This is a genomic window from Commensalibacter sp. W6292M3 (assembly GCF_016101315.1).
Lineage (GTDB): Bacteria > Pseudomonadota > Alphaproteobacteria > Acetobacterales > Acetobacteraceae > Commensalibacter > Commensalibacter melissae.
Genome location: NZ_JACFQT010000001.1, coordinates 406,522 through 422,614 on the forward strand (window position 1 = coordinate 406,522; position 16,093 = coordinate 422,614).

Below are 16,093 nucleotides of genomic sequence, written 5' to 3' on the forward strand. Positions count from 1 at the left end.
AAGTTAAAATTATGGTAGGTTCAAAAAGGATTTATATAGAAAATATCCCCTGAAAATTTGCCCGTTGATTTTTCGATAATAAGGGTGGGTTGCCCAATGATGATATCCATTTTTCAAATAAAACTGAAATAATTTTTTCTGACTTTCATCAATTTGCACATTAATGATCGGGAAACCTAGTTGGGCAATGGTCTGTTCGATTTTTAGAAGTAAACGTTTACTGACGCCGACATTTATGGCATAGGGTGCAACTGCAAAAATGGTGATTTTTGCAGCAATATAGGGAGATTCCTCTTCTTTTAGTGGTGTTTCAACCTCGCAAAATGCGACAATATGTCCATCCATTCGACCTGTGAAAAGAGTTTTTTCGGGAACAAGTAACGATCCCTTTATATAGCTTTCCAACAATTGTCTTGGTGGTGCCTTAACCCAGCGACAATGATAACCAGCCAGTATTGCGGCTTCCAGAGATTCACAGATTGCATGCAAATCATCATCATTATCAAGGGTGGTAATTTGTTCTAATTCGATTTTTGGAAGTAGGTTTGAGTTGATGTTATCCATTGTAATTAATAAATACTTGCTAAGCGGGGGTAGGATTCCATCTTAGGAAATTTGCCAAAATATGTAATCCAACCTGTTGACTCTTTTCGACATGAAACTGCGTGCCAATCGCATTCTTTTTGGCGATGATGGCCGGAATGGATATGCCATAATCGGTTGTGGCGATAATATCCTTGTTATCTTCAGCGGACAAAGCATATGAATGGACAAAATATGCATGATCACCTGGATTTATTCCATTCATAACAGGATGTGCATTTACTTTAAAATTTAGTTCATTCCATCCCATATGGGGTAAAGGTAAATCTGTTGTATCGATAGGTTTTATTTTACCCTGGATCCATCCCAAACCTTTGGTTGTTTTATGTTCCAATCCCTGTTCAGCCATTATTTGCATGCCAACACAAATTCCTAGGAAAGGGGTCCCTTGCCGAACTTTGGCATTTAACGATTCAAGCAAACCGGGAATGGATTGCAATCCACTCATGCAATCTGCAAACGCTCCCTGACCAGGTAATATAAGACGGTCCGCATTTTGAATATGTTCTGGTTTGTTGCTGATTTCAACATCAACAGGCAGATTGATCATGTGGGCCGCCGCAATCAGGGCGCGTTGAGCGGAGGCAAGGTTTCCGCCGTTATAATCAATAACAATAATGCTGTCGGGTTTATGTTTCATGAATTGATATAGTTTGTTAAACGGGGTTTTTTATCAAGTAAACGAAGAAGGGCAAATTTCTTATTGGGTGCGGCAATTACGGTTTGAAGATTCCATCCTGCCCATTGCAATTCCGTTCTTTGAAAGTGGAAGGCAAAGCAACCTACTATAAAATGTACCAAAGCCATCAAGAAGAAAGATGGATGTATCCAGATAACCAGTGAAAAACAAATGCTTAAAAGAATTAATCCATGAATCCAGCTTTTTTGGACAAAAAGACCAACAGGTCCAAGTATAAATACGAGCCAGGAAAAACCTTCAGGCACCAGTCTTAATTCGGAAGGTTGGTTTTGGTTTGCATAGACAGTAAAATATTTCACAACACACCTTTGGTTGATGGAATGGAATGCAAAGCACGTGAATCGAATTCGCAAGCCATTCGCAAAGCACGTGCAGCTGCTTTAAACGTTGCCTCGGCAATATGATGGGAATTACGACCCGCATGCAATATTGCATGCAGGTTTAAATGGGCGCTCATCACAAACCCACGAAAAAATTCTTCAAATAATTCGGTATCCATCTTTCCTATCTTTTCTGTTGGAAAAGACACGTTCCATGCCAGGTATGGGCGACCAGAAATATCGATAACGACTTCGCTCAAGGCCTCATCCAGAGGAACAGAGGCTTGTCCAAACCGACAGATTCCTTTTTTCTCTCCAATCGCTTTCTGGAATGCTTGACCCAAAGTTATGCCGACATCTTCCACTGTATGATGAAAATCAATATGTAGATCGCCTTTGACCATTATGTCCAAGTTAAACAAGCCATGTTTGGTAAGAGCTGTCAGCATGTGGTCAAAAAAACCGATTCCCGTTTCGATATTGGACTGACCTGCTCCATCAAGATTCAGGGTGAGTTGGATATCTGTTTCCGAGGTTTTGCGATGTACGGATACCTGTCTTTGAGTATTCATAAAAGATAACTTTAAAATATAAATTTTATTTGACATTCAATTAATAACTTGCTTTTGCCGGAATGCCAAGATTAAAGAGTAAGAAATGAAATTATGAAATCATGAATTTCTTATGAATATAACTTAAATTCATAATACTTTTTACGTATTTTTGTCTCGAGGAAATTACAGTAAGTTTAGATTTGATATGAAACTTACATTATAAATGGTAAAATTATAAATAACTTTATTGTAATGGATAATTTTATGTCAAATATTGATTTTCTGCTTTCTCGTTTTTCATGTGGTTCATTAACGCAACCTGCGCCAAATGACGATGAATTGCATCAAATTTTATCAACAGCGATGCGGGCTCCTGATCATGGGCGCTTACGTCCCTGGCGTTTTGTGATTATTGGTAAAGAGTATCGAGAAAAATGGGTAAGATCATTGGAAAAAATCCTTACAAAACCGGATTCTTGTTATCCTCCTGCTTATATAACCAAAATAGTGCAAAATTTTTCGAATGCCCCTTTGATCTTGGCACTTGGATTTCGTCAATTTCATGATGACAAGACGTCTATCTCCCTTGATGAACAGTTGATGGCAGCATCAGCGGCAACTATGAATATATTGAATGCTGTCCATGTTCTGGGATTTGGTGCAAAATGGATTACAGGCCCCATTGATGTTCCTGAAATTACGGAATTATTGGGACTGAAAAAACCGTATAGAATGATCGGGTTTATGTTTATCGGAACACCTGTGGAAGGATCTGAGGCACCTCCACGGGTTTCAGTGGATGATTATGTCGCTAACTGGCAGGGAAGTGCAGTAAATTTCAAAATTGATTCATAAATAGTTAAAGAGATGAAACGATGTTAAAGATTAAAGATATGATGGATGTTGTTGTGATTGGCGGGGGTCCTGCAGGATTAAGTGCGGCATTGTCCCTGGAAGGGATTGGTCTGAAAGTCACTGTTATTGATCCAGCCCCAATGACAGCTTTGCAAGAACCTTCTTTTGATGGTCGTGAAATAGCTTTGACCCATCATTCCGTTTCATTGATGAAATCAATGGGGATATGGGACCGTATTCCTCAAGATGAAATTTCTTCGCTCAGGGAGGCCAGGGTTGAGAATGGGGAAGAAAACAATCCTTTGATTTTTGACACGCAGGGAAAGGGCGAAGAGGCTCTTGGTTATCTTGTTCCAAATCATCTGATCCGAAAGGCAACATTTGAAGAGGTTCAATCTCGTGAAGGGATTACTGTTTTATCCAATACACGCTGTAATAAATTAAATTGCTTTGTTGATTATGCCCGGGTTGAATATTCCAATGCAGATCAGGACGATGCAGTTTTTTCTACAAAACTGGCTGTTGTAAGTGACGGACGTTTCTCCAAAATAAGGGATAGTCTTGAAATTGGATATTTGCTGCATGATTTTCATCGTCATATGATGGTATGTCGTATGAAGCATGAGTTGCCTCATCATCAAGTTGCCTTGCAATGGTTTGACAAAGGACAGACTGTTGCCTTACTGCCATTGAATAATAATGTCACTTCTGTTGTATTGTCTCTTCCTCCTGATGAAATGAATCGGGTCAGATCGTTGGAAGCCGAACAATTCAATCTGGAAATAATGAAACGCATACATGGACGGCTTGGAAAAATGGAGCTTGTTTCCACCCGGCATGTTTATCCTTTGAAAACTGTATTTGCCAACCGGTTTGAAACAAGACATGCTGCCTTGGTCGGCGATACGGCTATTGGAATGCATCCTATCACAGCCCATGGTTACAATTTTGCCCTGATTGCCCAGGAAATCCTGGCAGATGAAGTTTTGGCAGGTTTAAAAAGGGGAGAGGAAATCGGCACATCGAAACAATTACGTCATTTCGAAAAACGGTTAAGAATCAAAACCATGCCGATGTTTACCCTGACAAACACTATTGCAACGCTTTATACACGTGAAGAAAAGGGATTGTGGAAATTAAGGAGGTTAGGTATTAAAACAGCCAATTTACTAAAGCCTGTTAAGAATAAAGTCGTGGATACTCTAATTGATAAAACCACAACATTGTCTTCTCCAAAATCGATTTTATCGAAAAGATTTTGATTATAGTTAAATTTTTAATGCGAATAATAAAAAATTATTCGCCTTTTTTATATCATCGTTATAATTTTTATAATTTAATAAAATTATTATTGGATTGATTATGAAAACTAAAAGAGCAATTAAGCTTAAGAAAGTAGTAATTCATAAGTATAAATCTTTTACAGAGGAACAGGAAGTTAACATTGAAGATGATATCACAGTTTTAGTCGGTAAAAATGAATCAGGAAAAACAGCTTTTTTAGAATGCCTGGCAAAAAGTAACTACTTTCAAAAAGATGATAAATTTACTTTTAATTTACAATTAGACTATCCACGGAAAGAGTTAAAATCAAGGGATAAGGATCCAAAGCTGTTAGCGATTAGCTGTGTTTATGAAATAACAGATGATATTTTAGCTTCTATTGAAGAACAATTGGGTAAAAATATCTGGGCTGGAAATTATGAAATTATCAAGAATGTATCCTTTGAAAATGAAATCACTATTGAAGGAATAAAGGTTAATGCCCAGCAATTTTTTGAAAATTTTAATATCAATGTTGATGAAAATATTTTAGAAATTTTTCTAAATATTGATTCTTTAGAAGAATTGGAAGAAATTAAGAAAAAATATACAGGTTCTATAGAAAATTTAGATAAAATCACTCCTTTCATTGTAACAAACAGTGTGCAATGGAATAATTTTATAGAAAAATATATTTATTTTCAAATTATACAGCCATACATCCCCAAATTTATTTATTATGACGAATATTATCAATTGCCTTCTGAGATTCGTTTGGAAGAATTTCAAGATGAAAATTTAGAATTAACAGACAGTTTAAAAACAGCAAAAGCTTTTCTTGAACTTGCTGATATGGATTTAAATGAAGTTTTAGCATCAGATGATTATGAAATTTATAAAGCTGAATTAGAAGCAACAGCAAATAAAATTTCTGATGAGTTATTTAAATATTGGAATCAAAATAGTAATTTGAAAATTGATTTTGATATCGAGTCTAAAGAAAAGGAAAAAACAAAGACAGTTAATATAACATCACCTTACGGTAAAGTTGAAAAGCAAATAGTATCCTATACAATTGTTGATCATTACCTCAAATTAAGGGTTCAAAACTTTAAAAACCGAATGACCTTGCCTCTACATAATCGTAGTAGAGGTATTTAATTGGTTCTTTTCATTTATAGTTTGATTTCAAAAAATTCAAGCTGATCCTTTGTCTTCCTATATTCTACTTTTGGATGAACCAGGATTAAATTTGCATGCCGCTGCTCAGGCAGATCTATTAACATTTTTTAATGATTTAAAAAATGATTATCAGATTATTTACACAACGCATTCACCCTTCATGATCGAAATGGATCACTTAAATAGAGTAAGAACCGTTTTTGATGATCCTTCTAATGCTGATAAAGGATCCGTAGTTCAGGATACTATCCAACAAAAAGATCCAGACACTTTATTCCCCTTACAGGCCGCTTTAGGATATGATCTTGTCCAAAACCTTTTTATATCCTCTAAGAATTTGCTGGTAGAAGGGGTTTCTGATTTATTGTATCTAAAAACGATTTCTGAGTTTTTGAAATTGCAAAGTCGGGAAGGTTTGAATCAGGATATATCGATAGTTCCAACCGGTGGTCTGGATAAAGTTGCCACTTTCATTTCCTTATTACGGGGTAATGAACTACAAATTGTTTGCCTGTTGGATTCTTTTGAAGATCAAAAGGCAAAAGCAAAATTAGATAAAATGCATCAGGAAAAAATCATTCGTTCAAAAAATATAAAATTTTTCCATGAATTTTTGGAAAATAGACAGAAAGCAGATATTGAGGATATTTTTCAGCCACAAGAATATATACAATTATTTAACAAGACATTTCCAGTAAAAAAGATTGAAATAGAAGATTTAGATAAGAAAATAGAAGGTATTATAAAACAGGTGAATAACCTTATGCATGAAAATAGATTTAATCATTATGAACCCGCTTATCAATTTTCAACCGACCCTGCATTTTGTAATAATTTATCAAAGGAAACTTTAGATCGATTTGAAAATATTTTCAAAACAGTTAATAAATTATTCACATGAATTTAATTACAATTCAATCTTCCTGCGTTTTTGGCGAAGGACTGATTCAATCCATTCATTTAATTTCTTCGTATTTTTCTCGGCATTTTCCAGATCTGGGTAAAAATCGGGAAAACGCAAGGATAGCCAGCGCCAACTTACCAGGCGTTTATGCATTTTTTCAGCGCGTTCAAGTTCGCGTCGGGAGGCTTGGACTGGATTCGGTAGTTTTCCAGATCCAGGGGCGGGTATGGTTTTGCCGGCAGCATGATCCGCTGCCCAATGGGTAAGCCGTTGAATGCCATTGTCACGGTCATCGACCGGACATGTTGAATATGTCCAGCGATCTTTAAGGGAAAGACCATCCACTCCCTCCAGTGAGGATGCAATCGCGAATGTTTCCTCCATTTTTGCCAATCGATAATTGGGATCATCAGGACGTAAAACAGCCCGTTTCAAGCGTGTCAATACACCGAATAAACTTGTTGAATTGATTTCATTGGCAATTGCTTGAACAATATCACTGTCAGGTTGCACCAGGGGTCGCAAATCATTTTCCTGGATTGGAGGGGCCTCCAGATTACGATGGATGAAGGCAGGATCGCCCGCACCAGCCATAATACCTACAATTCCGTTTTCATGCTTGCCATATCGACCTGCACGTCCGCCTATTTGTTTGATTTCCTGGGATGTGAGGGGGCGCCTGTTTTGACCATCGAATTTAAAGATCGTGCTGAATATAACACGTTTGATGGATAAATTTAATCCCATACCGATAGCGTCTGTTGCGATTAAAATATCTGCCTCGCCATTATTGAAGCGTTTTGCTTCCGCCCGCCTGACTTCCGGACTCAAGGCCCCATATATTACAGCAACGCGGTGACCTTTCTGCATTAGAAGGGAACGTAGATCCAAAACCTCTCTTCTTGAAAAGGCGATAAGTGCATCACCCGTTCTCAATTTTGATAACCTGATTGGCGAACTGGCAGTGATAAGGGGACTTTTTCTTTGTAGAATAATCTCGTCACAGGGGTCATCACATAAATTGGCAATGCGTTTGACAATAGGGATACATTCTGGTGAACCCAGAACAAAAACATGGCGTGCCGGAACGCCCATAATTGCAGCCGTCCATGCTGCGCCACGGTCAGGATCTATCAGCATTTGCGCCTCATCAATCAACGCCACATCAACAGGATTGTCCATCGGGCACATTTCTACAGTAGCTGCCAGAAAACGGCTTCCGGGGATAATATTGCGCTCCTCACCCGTTTTCAAGGATGCCTCAATATCACGTTCCGCCAGGGCTTCCTTGAATTCATGCGCCAATAAACGTAGTGGTGCAAGGGCAATTCCACTCTCACTTTTAGCCATTGTTTCCAAGGCAGTATAAGATTTTCCACTGTTGGTTGGTCCAGTCACAATGGTGATATGTCTTTTCAGGGAGCGGGCTGTTATAAAATGCCCTGCATATCGATCCATTGCCGCTACATTGGCCAATACCTTGTTTTTGATATTGAGATCACCAAGGTTTATATATTTACCCTTTTTTCCCTTAGGGACTTCTTCGATCCAACTTGAAATTTGATTGCGTAATTTTCTCAATTCAACAGGATCAAATTTCCAAATATCTTTTCCGCGTTTCTTTATTTTCTGGGCAATTGGAATTCTGTTCTGTCCAATCCATTTTAGGGCATCCCTGGACGAGCAATGCAATATTGTGGGTATATCCTTGAAGCTTACAAGGCTATTTTCCCATTCCCTTTGTCGTTTTATCTCCTGTTTCTTACGGGCTTTGGCTGTTTGTAGTAACTGTTCATCTTTTTCTTTATTGATCTTATAATCTGTCAAAATCTGATCAATAAAACTATCTTTATCCTGTATATCAAAAGCCATGGCAACGGTATCTGCCATAATTGTCAATTGTTTATTATCGAATGTTCTGGCTGAGACATTATTGGTTTCAAGCTGTAAATTTTGAATTGCCTCATGGGCATTACCGCTTGATTGTTTCAAACGGTTTCCTAGGGCAAGCCGCAATACATTTTCAAAATTAGTTTCATTGGGTTCAGGTGTGTGAATAAACGAAACCGCCCATGCAATATCTTCGGGTTGAACCCAAACATATTTTTTTTGTTGGACAAGCTGGGTTAATTTTTTGGCCCATCCCTTTCTACGAATATTACAGAGAAGTTTTATAAAATTTGCTGGTGCAATCGTGTCAGAGTCAGTTTCAAATTGACGTTCAATGAGTTTTTTTAGACGATTTTCCTCTTGAGGCGTAATATCTAGCCGGGTTTCTTGTAAGACTTTGTAAAGGGCAAGTTCAGCAGGGGATGAGTTCATATGATTTAACAGATTAAAAAATTGAATTTTATTATTTAGTACATATCTAGAATACAAGATAAAAGATAATATAGGTTTTTCGCAACATATAGTACTTATAATATAAGTTTTTTTATTTTAATGCCTTATATTTATGTATAATTTGAAAAAATTGATTAAATAAGATTGAATCAAAAAATTTTATCAGTATTTTCTTATTAGAGATAATTTTAAACACGGTAATTTTTTAAAAATGACGAATTGGGTTTCAATATATAAGATAAATTTCATATAAATTGACCAATATTGCAGGAGATTAGTAAATAATGACAGAATCAGTGATGATTGATGATTCTTTTCGTCTTTCCCCGCCCTCTAAAGAATATAGTCACTTAAATGCTGAAAAGGTTTTATCTGTTCATCATTGGACGGACCGTCTTTTTTCTTTCACTTGTACGCGCACGTCAAGTTTAAGATTTGAAAATGGTCAATTTTGCATGATCGGAATCGAGGTAAATGGCAAACCTTTATTGCGAGCTTATAGTGTTGCAAGCGCTAATTATGAAGAACATCTTGAATTTTTGTCAATCAAGGTTCCTGATGGTCCCTTGACTTCACGTTTATGTCATATGAAGGTCGGTGATACGGTTCTTATTGGACGTAAACCAACGGGAACCCTGGTGCTTCCTAATTTGAAACCCGGTCGAAACTTATATTTCTTTTCAACGGGAACCGGATTGGCACCTTTCATGAGCCTTATTCGTGATCCAGAGGTATACGAGAATTTTGAAAAAGTGGTCCTGACCCATACTGTACGCATCAAAGGGGAACTGGCTTATCATAATTATATTTTAAATGATTTGCCAAATAATGAATTTCTGGGAGAATATGTGAAAGAAAAACTGGTTTATTATCCTACAGTTACTCGTGAGGAATTTCCTGTAAGAGATCGTATCACGACCCTGATTGAAAATGAGAAACTGTTTTCTGATATTAATTTACCTGTTATGGATCCCGAACATGATCGTGCTATGATTTGCGGTTCTCCAGAAATGTTGGCGGAAACCAAGTCAATTCTTGAAAAAAGAGGTTTTGTAGAAGGCAACGGTTCATCACCTGGTTCCTTTGTAATTGAAAAAGCATTTGCGGAGCAATAATTCATGAAATACGACTTTGACCTTATTGTTATAGGAGCAGGTTCAGGCGGTGTTCGCTGTGCCCGTATTGCAGCTTCCCATGGTGCCCGTGTTGCGGTTGTTGAGAAACAATATTGGGGTGGTACCTGCGTAAATATTGGCTGTGTACCAAAAAAGCTTATGGTTTATGCAAGCAATTTCAACAATCAGGTCAAAGATAGTCACGGATATGGATGGGATACGGTTCCCGGACACCATCATTGGCCTGAATTTATTGAGGCAAAAAACAATGAAATAAAACGGTTAAATAATATTTATATTTCCATGTTGGAAAGGGCGGGGGTGACTCTATTTACAGGTCATGCCTCTTTCAAAGATGACCATACTCTTAAAATTTCATCTTCTGTATTATCTGATGAAAATGCAGAAGATAAATTTATTACAGGCAAGCATATTGTTATTGCAACAGGCTCATCACCCACGAAACTTGATATTGAAGGAAATGAATACGCCATTACTTCAGATGAAGCTTTTTATTTGTCAAAACGTCCTGAAAATATTGCCATCATTGGATCTGGATATATTGCACTTGAGTTTGCCGGCATATTTGCCGGACTGGGTTCAAATGTGGATTTAATTTATCGTCAACCTGTCCCCCTCAGAGGATTTGATCAGGATATACGTCAGGCTGTCTATGATGCGATTGAACAGCGTAAGGATATTATCCAACATGTCAAAGCCCATCCAAAAAAGATTATTAAACAAGGTGAGCAATATCATCTTTATCTTGATAACGGAGAAGTGGTGCAAACAGATTGTGTATTTTTTGCCACTGGTCGGCATCCCAATTTGTCAGGATTAAATCTTGAAAAAATTGGGATTGAAAAGGGGAAAAAAGGGGAAATCATTGTTAATGAAGATTTTGTAACTCGAATTCCCCATATTTATGCGATCGGTGATGTGATAGATTTTGTTAATCTTACTCCTGTAGCCATTGCTCAAGGACATGCCCTAGCTGATCGTTTATTCGGAAATAAAATTCGTAAAAGTAACTATGACTACATTCCGAAGGCTGTATTTTTTAATCCACCAATTGGAAGCATTGGTTTAACTGAAGAAGAGGCTGCGCTAAAAGGAGCAGTTGATATCTATATCTCCAATTTTACGTCAATGCGCTATAGTTTAACGGAACGTAAGGTTAAAACCTTTATTAAAATGATCGTTGATCAATCATCGCAAAAGGTTGTTGGACTTCATATTGTCGGAGATAACGCACCAGAAATGCTGCAAGGATTTTCAGTTGCAGTTGCGGCAGGTTTAACCAAGGCAGTTTTTGATGAAACAATCGGTATTCATCCAACCTCTGCGGAGGAAATTGTAACCCTTCGTCAGGTTGCAAGGGTTACAGATAAACAAAATTAAAAGTTTGATTATCGGGGGGTTAACCATCCATTTCCTGTTGAATCCCCTAATTTCCCCTGTCCCATTGGGCCACTTTCCTGATACGCGGTACCATATCTTGAAAGATTGGCACCACTTACCTTGTCTTTCGATTCAGCCAAAGCTTGTTGATGCTCGGGATCTGGTCCATTTTGCATGTTCATGGAAGGCGCATAGGTATAACCGGGAGGTGGTTCACGGTGTCCTCGAACGGTAATATGTTCACCCCCTTTTTCAGCTTCCTGGGATTTCATTTGAACGGATTGTTTGGATAAGCCTGGTAAAGTTCCGCTTTCTTCTTGATTGATTGGCGTAACTTGTGCATAAGTTTTGACAGATAGTAAAGTCGTAGAAAGTAAAACTGTATACAATCCAGTTTTAAACCAATTCATTATAATTTATCCTTTATGGCTCTAAAAAATAGCTGATATAGATTTATAATTTACGTTCTTGATATAATATACCAAATTTGAAAAGTTAAGCCCGTGATGAAATGGATGGGTTTATTCTTCAATCTATAACATAAAATGAAATAAAAACATATTTGAAGATTTCAGAGATATCAGTAATTTTTATTTTATCTAAAGGCTAACGGTGATTATATTTCCCTGCAAGATAATCCCCAAACCATTGAATTCCTGAAATCATGAGCACCAATATAACGATTACAATTCCCATAATATCCGATCTGAATTGTTGATATCCATATTGTATAGCATAATGACCCAATCCACCTGCCCCAATGGTCCCAGCCATGGCGGATATTCCAATAATCAGGATTAGAGTCACGGTAAAACCGGAAATGAGTCCCGGTAAAGCTTCAGGCAATAGAACCTCTTTAATAATTGTAAAATTGCTTCCTCCCATCGCTTTAACTGCCTCAATAAGATTACGGTCGACTTCCTTAAGGGAAACTTCCGCTATTCTGGTAAAATAGGGAATAGTTGCAATAGTTAACGGAACAATTGCTGCAGTCGTGCCAATAGCGGTTCCAACAAGAAATCGCGTTACGGGAATTAGGGCCACTAGCAATATTATAAAAGGAATGGATCGGAATATATTAATAATGAATCCAATCGATCGATTACATATCGGTGCGGGCCTTAAACCGTCAGGTGCGGTGATAACCAGGAAAAAGGCGAGAGGTAATCCACCTGTCAAGGTTAGCAAACCACAAGCTAGAGTCATTTCCAATGTCTGGCCAATAGCAATATATAACTGCTCAAGTTGATATGTTGAAATATGAGAGTACTGACTTATGAAATTATTCATTTGATCAAGATTAAAGACGGACATAACCAACCTTTTCAACTGTCTCAACACCCATGCTTGTAAGAGCTGTTATTGTTTGTTGCCATTGATCCGCAGGAACGGCAAGAAATGTCGTGCCAATTGGTGTTTCACGTATATGGGTTATGTTTCCTTCCAACAGTACTGCGGAAATTTGATAATCTTTTTGAAGATTAGCTATTAAGGGATCTCTTACAACCTTGCCCATCATGACGACATGTAGAATGGCATGGTCATTCCTGTCAGGGTTGGGATGAATATTTTGCGATATACTTTGAGGAAGGGCAGGCTGTTCCTCTTGCAATAATTGTTGGGTTGTTTCCGATTGCGGATGAGTAAAAACTTGACCGACTGCTCCCTTCTCGATGATTTTACCTTTTTGCAGAACAAAAACTCGATCTGCTAAAAGGCGGATAACACTCATTTCATGAGTGATCAAAACAATTGTAAGTTTTAGTTTCTGATTAATTCGTAATAAAAGTTCAATTATTGAACGTGTCGTTTCTGGGTCAAGGGCAGAGGTTGCCTCATCACATAACAAAAGGGCGGGATTGGCTGCCAGGGCTCTTGCTATTCCAACACGTTGTTTTTGCCCCCCCGATAACTGGGCTGGATAATTGAGGGCCTTGTCAGGAATGCCAACCAGTTCGAGCAATTCTTTTGCTTTCTCAATTCGCTTGGCTTTAGGAATCCCTGCAATTTTCAAGGGAAGGGCAATATTATTTAAAACATTTTTAGAATTAAGTAGATTAAAATGCTGAAAAACCAGCCCAATTCGCTGTCTTAATGGAATAAGAGCCTTTTCAGGCAAATGGGCTATATCTTTTCCTTCAATCTTGACCTTGCCACTTGTTGGTTTTTCCAGCCCTGCCAAACATCGTAACAGGGTTGTTTTTCCTGCTCCAGAGTGTCCGATAATTCCAACTATTTCTCCTTTTTGAATGGAGAAAGTAAGGTTGGATAATGCGGCATGATTGCCAAAATTTCTGCAAACATTGTCAAATTCAATAACGGGTAAATTTGAAGTCATAAATTTTTATCAATTAAACTGCATTGAGGAAAAGAATGTGTCACCATGCAGGCAATATAGCGCCGTGAAATTTATCTTCCATTGCCTTTTTCACGGCATCGGATTGAAAACTCTCCAGCAACAATTTCATTTCAGGGCGGTTTTCATCCCCTTTACGCACAACCAAGATATTGTCATAAGGACTGTCTTTAATATCCTCTCTAAGTAAAGCAGATTTTGGATTGATCCCGGCCGGTATGACGAAATTCGTATTGACCGCGGCCATTGTGACATCATCTAGGGCACGGGATAACTGGGAGGCGTCAAGATCAATAAGCTGAAAATGATGTGGATTACTGATGACATCCCCAAGTCTAGGTAATGCCGGAGCATTCTGCCGTAGTTGGATGAGATTGGCTTTTACTAGAAGATTAAGAGCCCTGCCCTGATTGGAAGAATCATTGGGAATGGCGATTTTTGCTTGGTCAGGAAGATCACGGATGGATCTGATTTTATGTGAGTAAAAACCCAGTGGTTCCGCCCATGTTTTTCCAAGAACGGCCAATTTATAATTTTTTGCCTGAATTTGCGCATCCATGAAGGGAACTGTTTGGAAAGCGTTGGCATCAATATCTTTACCAACAAGCGCTTCATTTGGAATGTTGTAATCGTCAAAATTGACCAGTTGAATATCAATGTTTTTTGTTTTTGCAACTTCCTTGGCGGTAAGGGCCAGTTCCTCTTCAGGACCACTAATGATACCGACACGAATAGTTTGAACGGTGGAGGCAGCTTTAGTTTCATGCGGAATACCCGAATAAAGGATAAATGCGGTTAAGCTGGCAAGAAAAGCCCGGCGAGAGAAAATCATCATTAACTGTTGTTCCCATTCGTTCAAGGTCAAAGATATTTAAGGAAAGTTTTATATAAAAATCGTGTATCTGTATAGAGTATATTATATGAAACACCATACAATATTAAAGCTGCTGGTTAATTATTTTATAAATATGGTTAATTTTTTATATTAAAAGATAAATAATATGTTTTTTTAGGAAAATGTTATTGTATGTTTGAATGTAAAATATTAGATAAAATATTTGTAATTTAAGCTTTTATTGAAACAGGATTTACAATGGATAGTAAGATATTGTCTGATGCTAATGTAAATAAGAACTGGACACCAGATTCTTGGCGTTCATTTCCAATTAAACAGGTGCCAGAATATCCAGATCAATCCGTATTGAAATTAATCGAAGATAAATTATTCCAATATCCACCTTTGGTTTTTGCAGGTGAGACGCGTAAACTGAAACAGCAATTGGCAGCAGCAGCGGAAGGTAAGGCATTTGTATTACAGGGTGGGCCTTGCGCTGAAAATTTTGAGGAATTTACGGCTGATATCATTCGGGATATGTTCAGGGTTATTCTTCAAATGGCTGTCGTCCTGACGTTTGGAGCAAAAGTTCCTGTTGTAAAAATTGGTCGCATTGCAGGTCAATTTGCCAAACCACGCTCTTCATCACATGAAAATAAGAACGGTATGAGTCTTTTATCATACCGTGGCGAAATTATCAATGGAGCTGAATTTACGAAAGAGGCCCGTACTCCAGACCCGAGAAGAATGGAAATTGCCTATTTCCAGTCAGCTGGGACCTTGAATTTGATCCGTGCATTTGCAAATGGTGGCTATGCTAATCTAAATGAAGTCCATCGCTGGAATCTGGATTTTGTCAAGCGCCTGCCTCTGGCAAAACAATACAACAAATTGGCCAATCGAATAGATGAAACTCTAGCATTTATGAAAGCTTGTGGCTTGACATCACAAAATACGCCGCAAATTCATGAAACAGAATTTTACACATCTCATGAAGCCTTATTATTGCCCTATGAACAGGCTTTGACACGAATTGATTCAACATCCGATGACTGGTACAATTGTTCGGCGCATTTTTTATGGATAGGTGATAGAACACGTCAACCTGATGGTGCGCACGTTGAATTTTTGCGAGGCGTTAAAAATCCGGTTGGTATCAAGGTTGGTCCATCTGCCGATTTGGAGGATTTATTAAAATTGTTGGATATTTTGAATCCAAACAATGAACCGGGACGTATTTCTCTGATCAGTCGCATGGGGGCTGCAAAAGTTAGGGATTATTTGCCCAAGATAGTTCAGGGGATTAAAGATTCTGGCCATATTGTTACATGGCTTTGCGATCCAATGCATGGGAACACGATTTCAACAAGTAACGGGGTCAAGACACGTTCATTTGATTCAATACTTGCTGAAGTTATAGGTTTTTTTGATGTAATGACTTCTTCAAACGCTATTCCGGGTGGTATTCATGTTGAAATGACCGGAACAAATGTTACGGAATGTATCGGTGGAGCCCATCATCTAAAGGAGTCTGATCTTGCAAAACGATACCAGACATTTTGTGATCCTCGTTTAAATGCTGAACAGTCTTTGGAAATCGCTTTTCTGCTTGCTGATGAGTTGACCAAAAGAAATTTTGCGGCTCATTAACAGGAATATTGT

Annotated in this window: 16 protein-coding genes; 7 read left to right on the top strand and 9 right to left on the bottom strand. The window is 38.0% G+C overall.

Annotated features, from left to right (window positions below; genetic code table 11):
- Positions 1-9 precede the first annotated feature (9 nt).
- Genes H3T57_RS09200 through hisB form a run of 4 tightly spaced genes read right to left on the bottom strand, consistent with a single transcriptional unit; the run spans position 10 to position 2,195 of the window.
- Positions 10-564: a GNAT family N-acetyltransferase gene (locus H3T57_RS09200; protein WP_347375187.1), complete on the bottom strand. Its 555-nt coding sequence runs from the start codon at positions 562-564 to the stop codon at positions 10-12.
- Between the two features lie 19 nt (positions 565-583).
- Positions 584-1,243: an imidazole glycerol phosphate synthase subunit HisH gene (gene hisH / locus H3T57_RS01840; protein ID WP_155565664.1), complete on the bottom strand. Its 660-nt coding sequence runs from the start codon at positions 1,241-1,243 to the stop codon at positions 584-586.
- Complete coding sequence (locus H3T57_RS01845; protein ID WP_198192868.1) at positions 1,240-1,602, bottom strand: hypothetical protein; 363 nt, start codon at positions 1,600-1,602, stop codon at positions 1,240-1,242. The genes hisH and H3T57_RS01845 overlap by 4 nt, the downstream gene beginning before the upstream one ends.
- Positions 1,599-2,195, bottom strand: a complete 597-nt coding sequence (gene hisB, locus H3T57_RS01850) for an imidazoleglycerol-phosphate dehydratase HisB (protein ID WP_198192870.1) — start codon at positions 2,193-2,195, stop codon at positions 1,599-1,601. The genes H3T57_RS01845 and hisB overlap by 4 nt, the downstream gene beginning before the upstream one ends.
- A gap of 246 nt (positions 2,196-2,441) precedes the next feature.
- Here hisB and H3T57_RS01855 point away from each other — a divergent pair, with 246 nt between their 5' ends.
- The 4 genes from H3T57_RS01855 to H3T57_RS01870 all read left to right on the top strand — a co-directional run bounded on the left by H3T57_RS01855 (position 2,442) and on the right by H3T57_RS01870 (position 6,378).
- Positions 2,442-3,032, top strand: coding sequence for a nitroreductase (locus H3T57_RS01855; RefSeq protein ID WP_162988599.1), 591 nt, complete (start codon positions 2,442-2,444; stop codon positions 3,030-3,032).
- Positions 3,033-3,052: 20 nt separating this feature from the next.
- Complete coding sequence (gene ubiM / locus H3T57_RS01860; protein ID WP_198192877.1) at positions 3,053-4,294, top strand: 5-demethoxyubiquinol-8 5-hydroxylase UbiM; 1,242 nt, start codon at positions 3,053-3,055, stop codon at positions 4,292-4,294.
- A 100-nt stretch (positions 4,295-4,394) separates the two neighbouring features.
- Positions 4,395-5,456, top strand: coding sequence for a hypothetical protein (locus H3T57_RS01865; RefSeq protein WP_198192878.1), 1,062 nt, complete (start codon positions 4,395-4,397; stop codon positions 5,454-5,456).
- Between the two features lie 49 nt (positions 5,457-5,505).
- On the top strand, positions 5,506-6,378 hold the full coding sequence (locus tag H3T57_RS01870) for an ATP-dependent endonuclease (RefSeq protein WP_198192879.1): 873 nt from the start codon (positions 5,506-5,508) through the stop codon (positions 6,376-6,378).
- Positions 6,379-6,384: 6 nt separating this feature from the next.
- On the opposite strand, the gene H3T57_RS01875 is transcribed toward H3T57_RS01870, so the two are convergent.
- Complete coding sequence (locus tag H3T57_RS01875) at positions 6,385-8,703, bottom strand: helicase-related protein (protein WP_198192881.1); 2,319 nt, start codon at positions 8,701-8,703, stop codon at positions 6,385-6,387.
- A gap of 305 nt (positions 8,704-9,008) precedes the next feature.
- Here H3T57_RS01875 and H3T57_RS01880 point away from each other — a divergent pair, with 305 nt between their 5' ends.
- Together H3T57_RS01880 and gorA are read left to right on the top strand one after the other, a co-directional pair.
- On the top strand, positions 9,009-9,839 hold the full coding sequence (locus H3T57_RS01880; protein WP_110438251.1) for a ferredoxin--NADP reductase: 831 nt from the start codon (positions 9,009-9,011) through the stop codon (positions 9,837-9,839).
- A 3-nt stretch (positions 9,840-9,842) separates the two neighbouring features.
- The gene (gene gorA / locus H3T57_RS01885) at positions 9,843-11,240 is read left to right on the top strand and encodes a glutathione-disulfide reductase (RefSeq protein WP_198192883.1); all 1,398 of its coding nucleotides are present in this window, start codon (positions 9,843-9,845) and stop codon (positions 11,238-11,240) included.
- Positions 11,241-11,248: 8 nt separating this feature from the next.
- On the opposite strand, the gene H3T57_RS01890 is transcribed toward gorA, so the two are convergent.
- The 4 genes from H3T57_RS01890 to H3T57_RS01905 all read right to left on the bottom strand — a co-directional run bounded on the left by H3T57_RS01890 (position 11,249) and on the right by H3T57_RS01905 (position 14,431).
- Entirely contained in the window at positions 11,249-11,650 is a 402-nt protein-coding gene (locus H3T57_RS01890) for a hypothetical protein (RefSeq protein WP_198192885.1), read from the bottom strand.
- Positions 11,651-11,846: 196 nt separating this feature from the next.
- A complete protein-coding gene (locus tag H3T57_RS01895; protein ID WP_198193466.1) occupies positions 11,847-12,500 on the bottom strand; it encodes a methionine ABC transporter permease in 654 nt (217 codons plus the stop codon).
- Between the two features lie 40 nt (positions 12,501-12,540).
- Positions 12,541-13,578, bottom strand: coding sequence for a methionine ABC transporter ATP-binding protein (locus H3T57_RS01900; RefSeq protein ID WP_198192887.1), 1,038 nt, complete (start codon positions 13,576-13,578; stop codon positions 12,541-12,543).
- Positions 13,579-13,618: 40 nt separating this feature from the next.
- Positions 13,619-14,431, bottom strand: coding sequence for a MetQ/NlpA family ABC transporter substrate-binding protein (locus H3T57_RS01905; RefSeq protein ID WP_232349709.1), 813 nt, complete (start codon positions 14,429-14,431; stop codon positions 13,619-13,621).
- A 258-nt stretch (positions 14,432-14,689) separates the two neighbouring features.
- On the opposite strand from H3T57_RS01905, the gene H3T57_RS01910 reads away from it, so the two are divergent.
- The gene (locus H3T57_RS01910; protein WP_122123782.1) at positions 14,690-16,081 is read left to right on the top strand and encodes a class II 3-deoxy-7-phosphoheptulonate synthase; all 1,392 of its coding nucleotides are present in this window, start codon (positions 14,690-14,692) and stop codon (positions 16,079-16,081) included.
- Positions 16,082-16,093 lie beyond the last annotated feature (12 nt).

Coding starts and splice junctions, on each gene's coding strand:
- H3T57_RS09200 (WP_347375187.1), bottom strand. CDS start 564: ATGGATAACATCAACTCAAACCTACTTCCAAAAATCGAATTAGAACAA.
- hisH (WP_155565664.1), bottom strand. CDS start 1,243: ATGAAACATAAACCCGACAGCATTATTGTTATTGATTATAACGGCGGA.
- hisB (WP_198192870.1), bottom strand. CDS start 2,195: ATGAATACTCAAAGACAGGTATCCGTACATCGCAAAACCTCGGAAACA.
- H3T57_RS01855 (WP_162988599.1), top strand. CDS start 2,442: ATGTCAAATATTGATTTTCTGCTTTCTCGTTTTTCATGTGGTTCATTA.
- ubiM (WP_198192877.1), top strand. CDS start 3,053: ATGTTAAAGATTAAAGATATGATGGATGTTGTTGTGATTGGCGGGGGT.
- H3T57_RS01865 (WP_198192878.1), top strand. CDS start 4,395: ATGAAAACTAAAAGAGCAATTAAGCTTAAGAAAGTAGTAATTCATAAG.
- H3T57_RS01875 (WP_198192881.1), bottom strand. CDS start 8,703: ATGAACTCATCCCCTGCTGAACTTGCCCTTTACAAAGTCTTACAAGAA.
- H3T57_RS01880 (WP_110438251.1), top strand. CDS start 9,009: ATGACAGAATCAGTGATGATTGATGATTCTTTTCGTCTTTCCCCGCCC.
- gorA (WP_198192883.1), top strand. CDS start 9,843: ATGAAATACGACTTTGACCTTATTGTTATAGGAGCAGGTTCAGGCGGT.
- H3T57_RS01890 (WP_198192885.1), bottom strand. CDS start 11,650: ATGAATTGGTTTAAAACTGGATTGTATACAGTTTTACTTTCTACGACT.
- H3T57_RS01900 (WP_198192887.1), bottom strand. CDS start 13,578: ATGACTTCAAATTTACCCGTTATTGAATTTGACAATGTTTGCAGAAAT.
- H3T57_RS01905 (WP_232349709.1), bottom strand. CDS start 14,431: ATGATGATTTTCTCTCGCCGGGCTTTTCTTGCCAGCTTAACCGCATTT.
- H3T57_RS01910 (WP_122123782.1), top strand. CDS start 14,690: ATGGATAGTAAGATATTGTCTGATGCTAATGTAAATAAGAACTGGACA.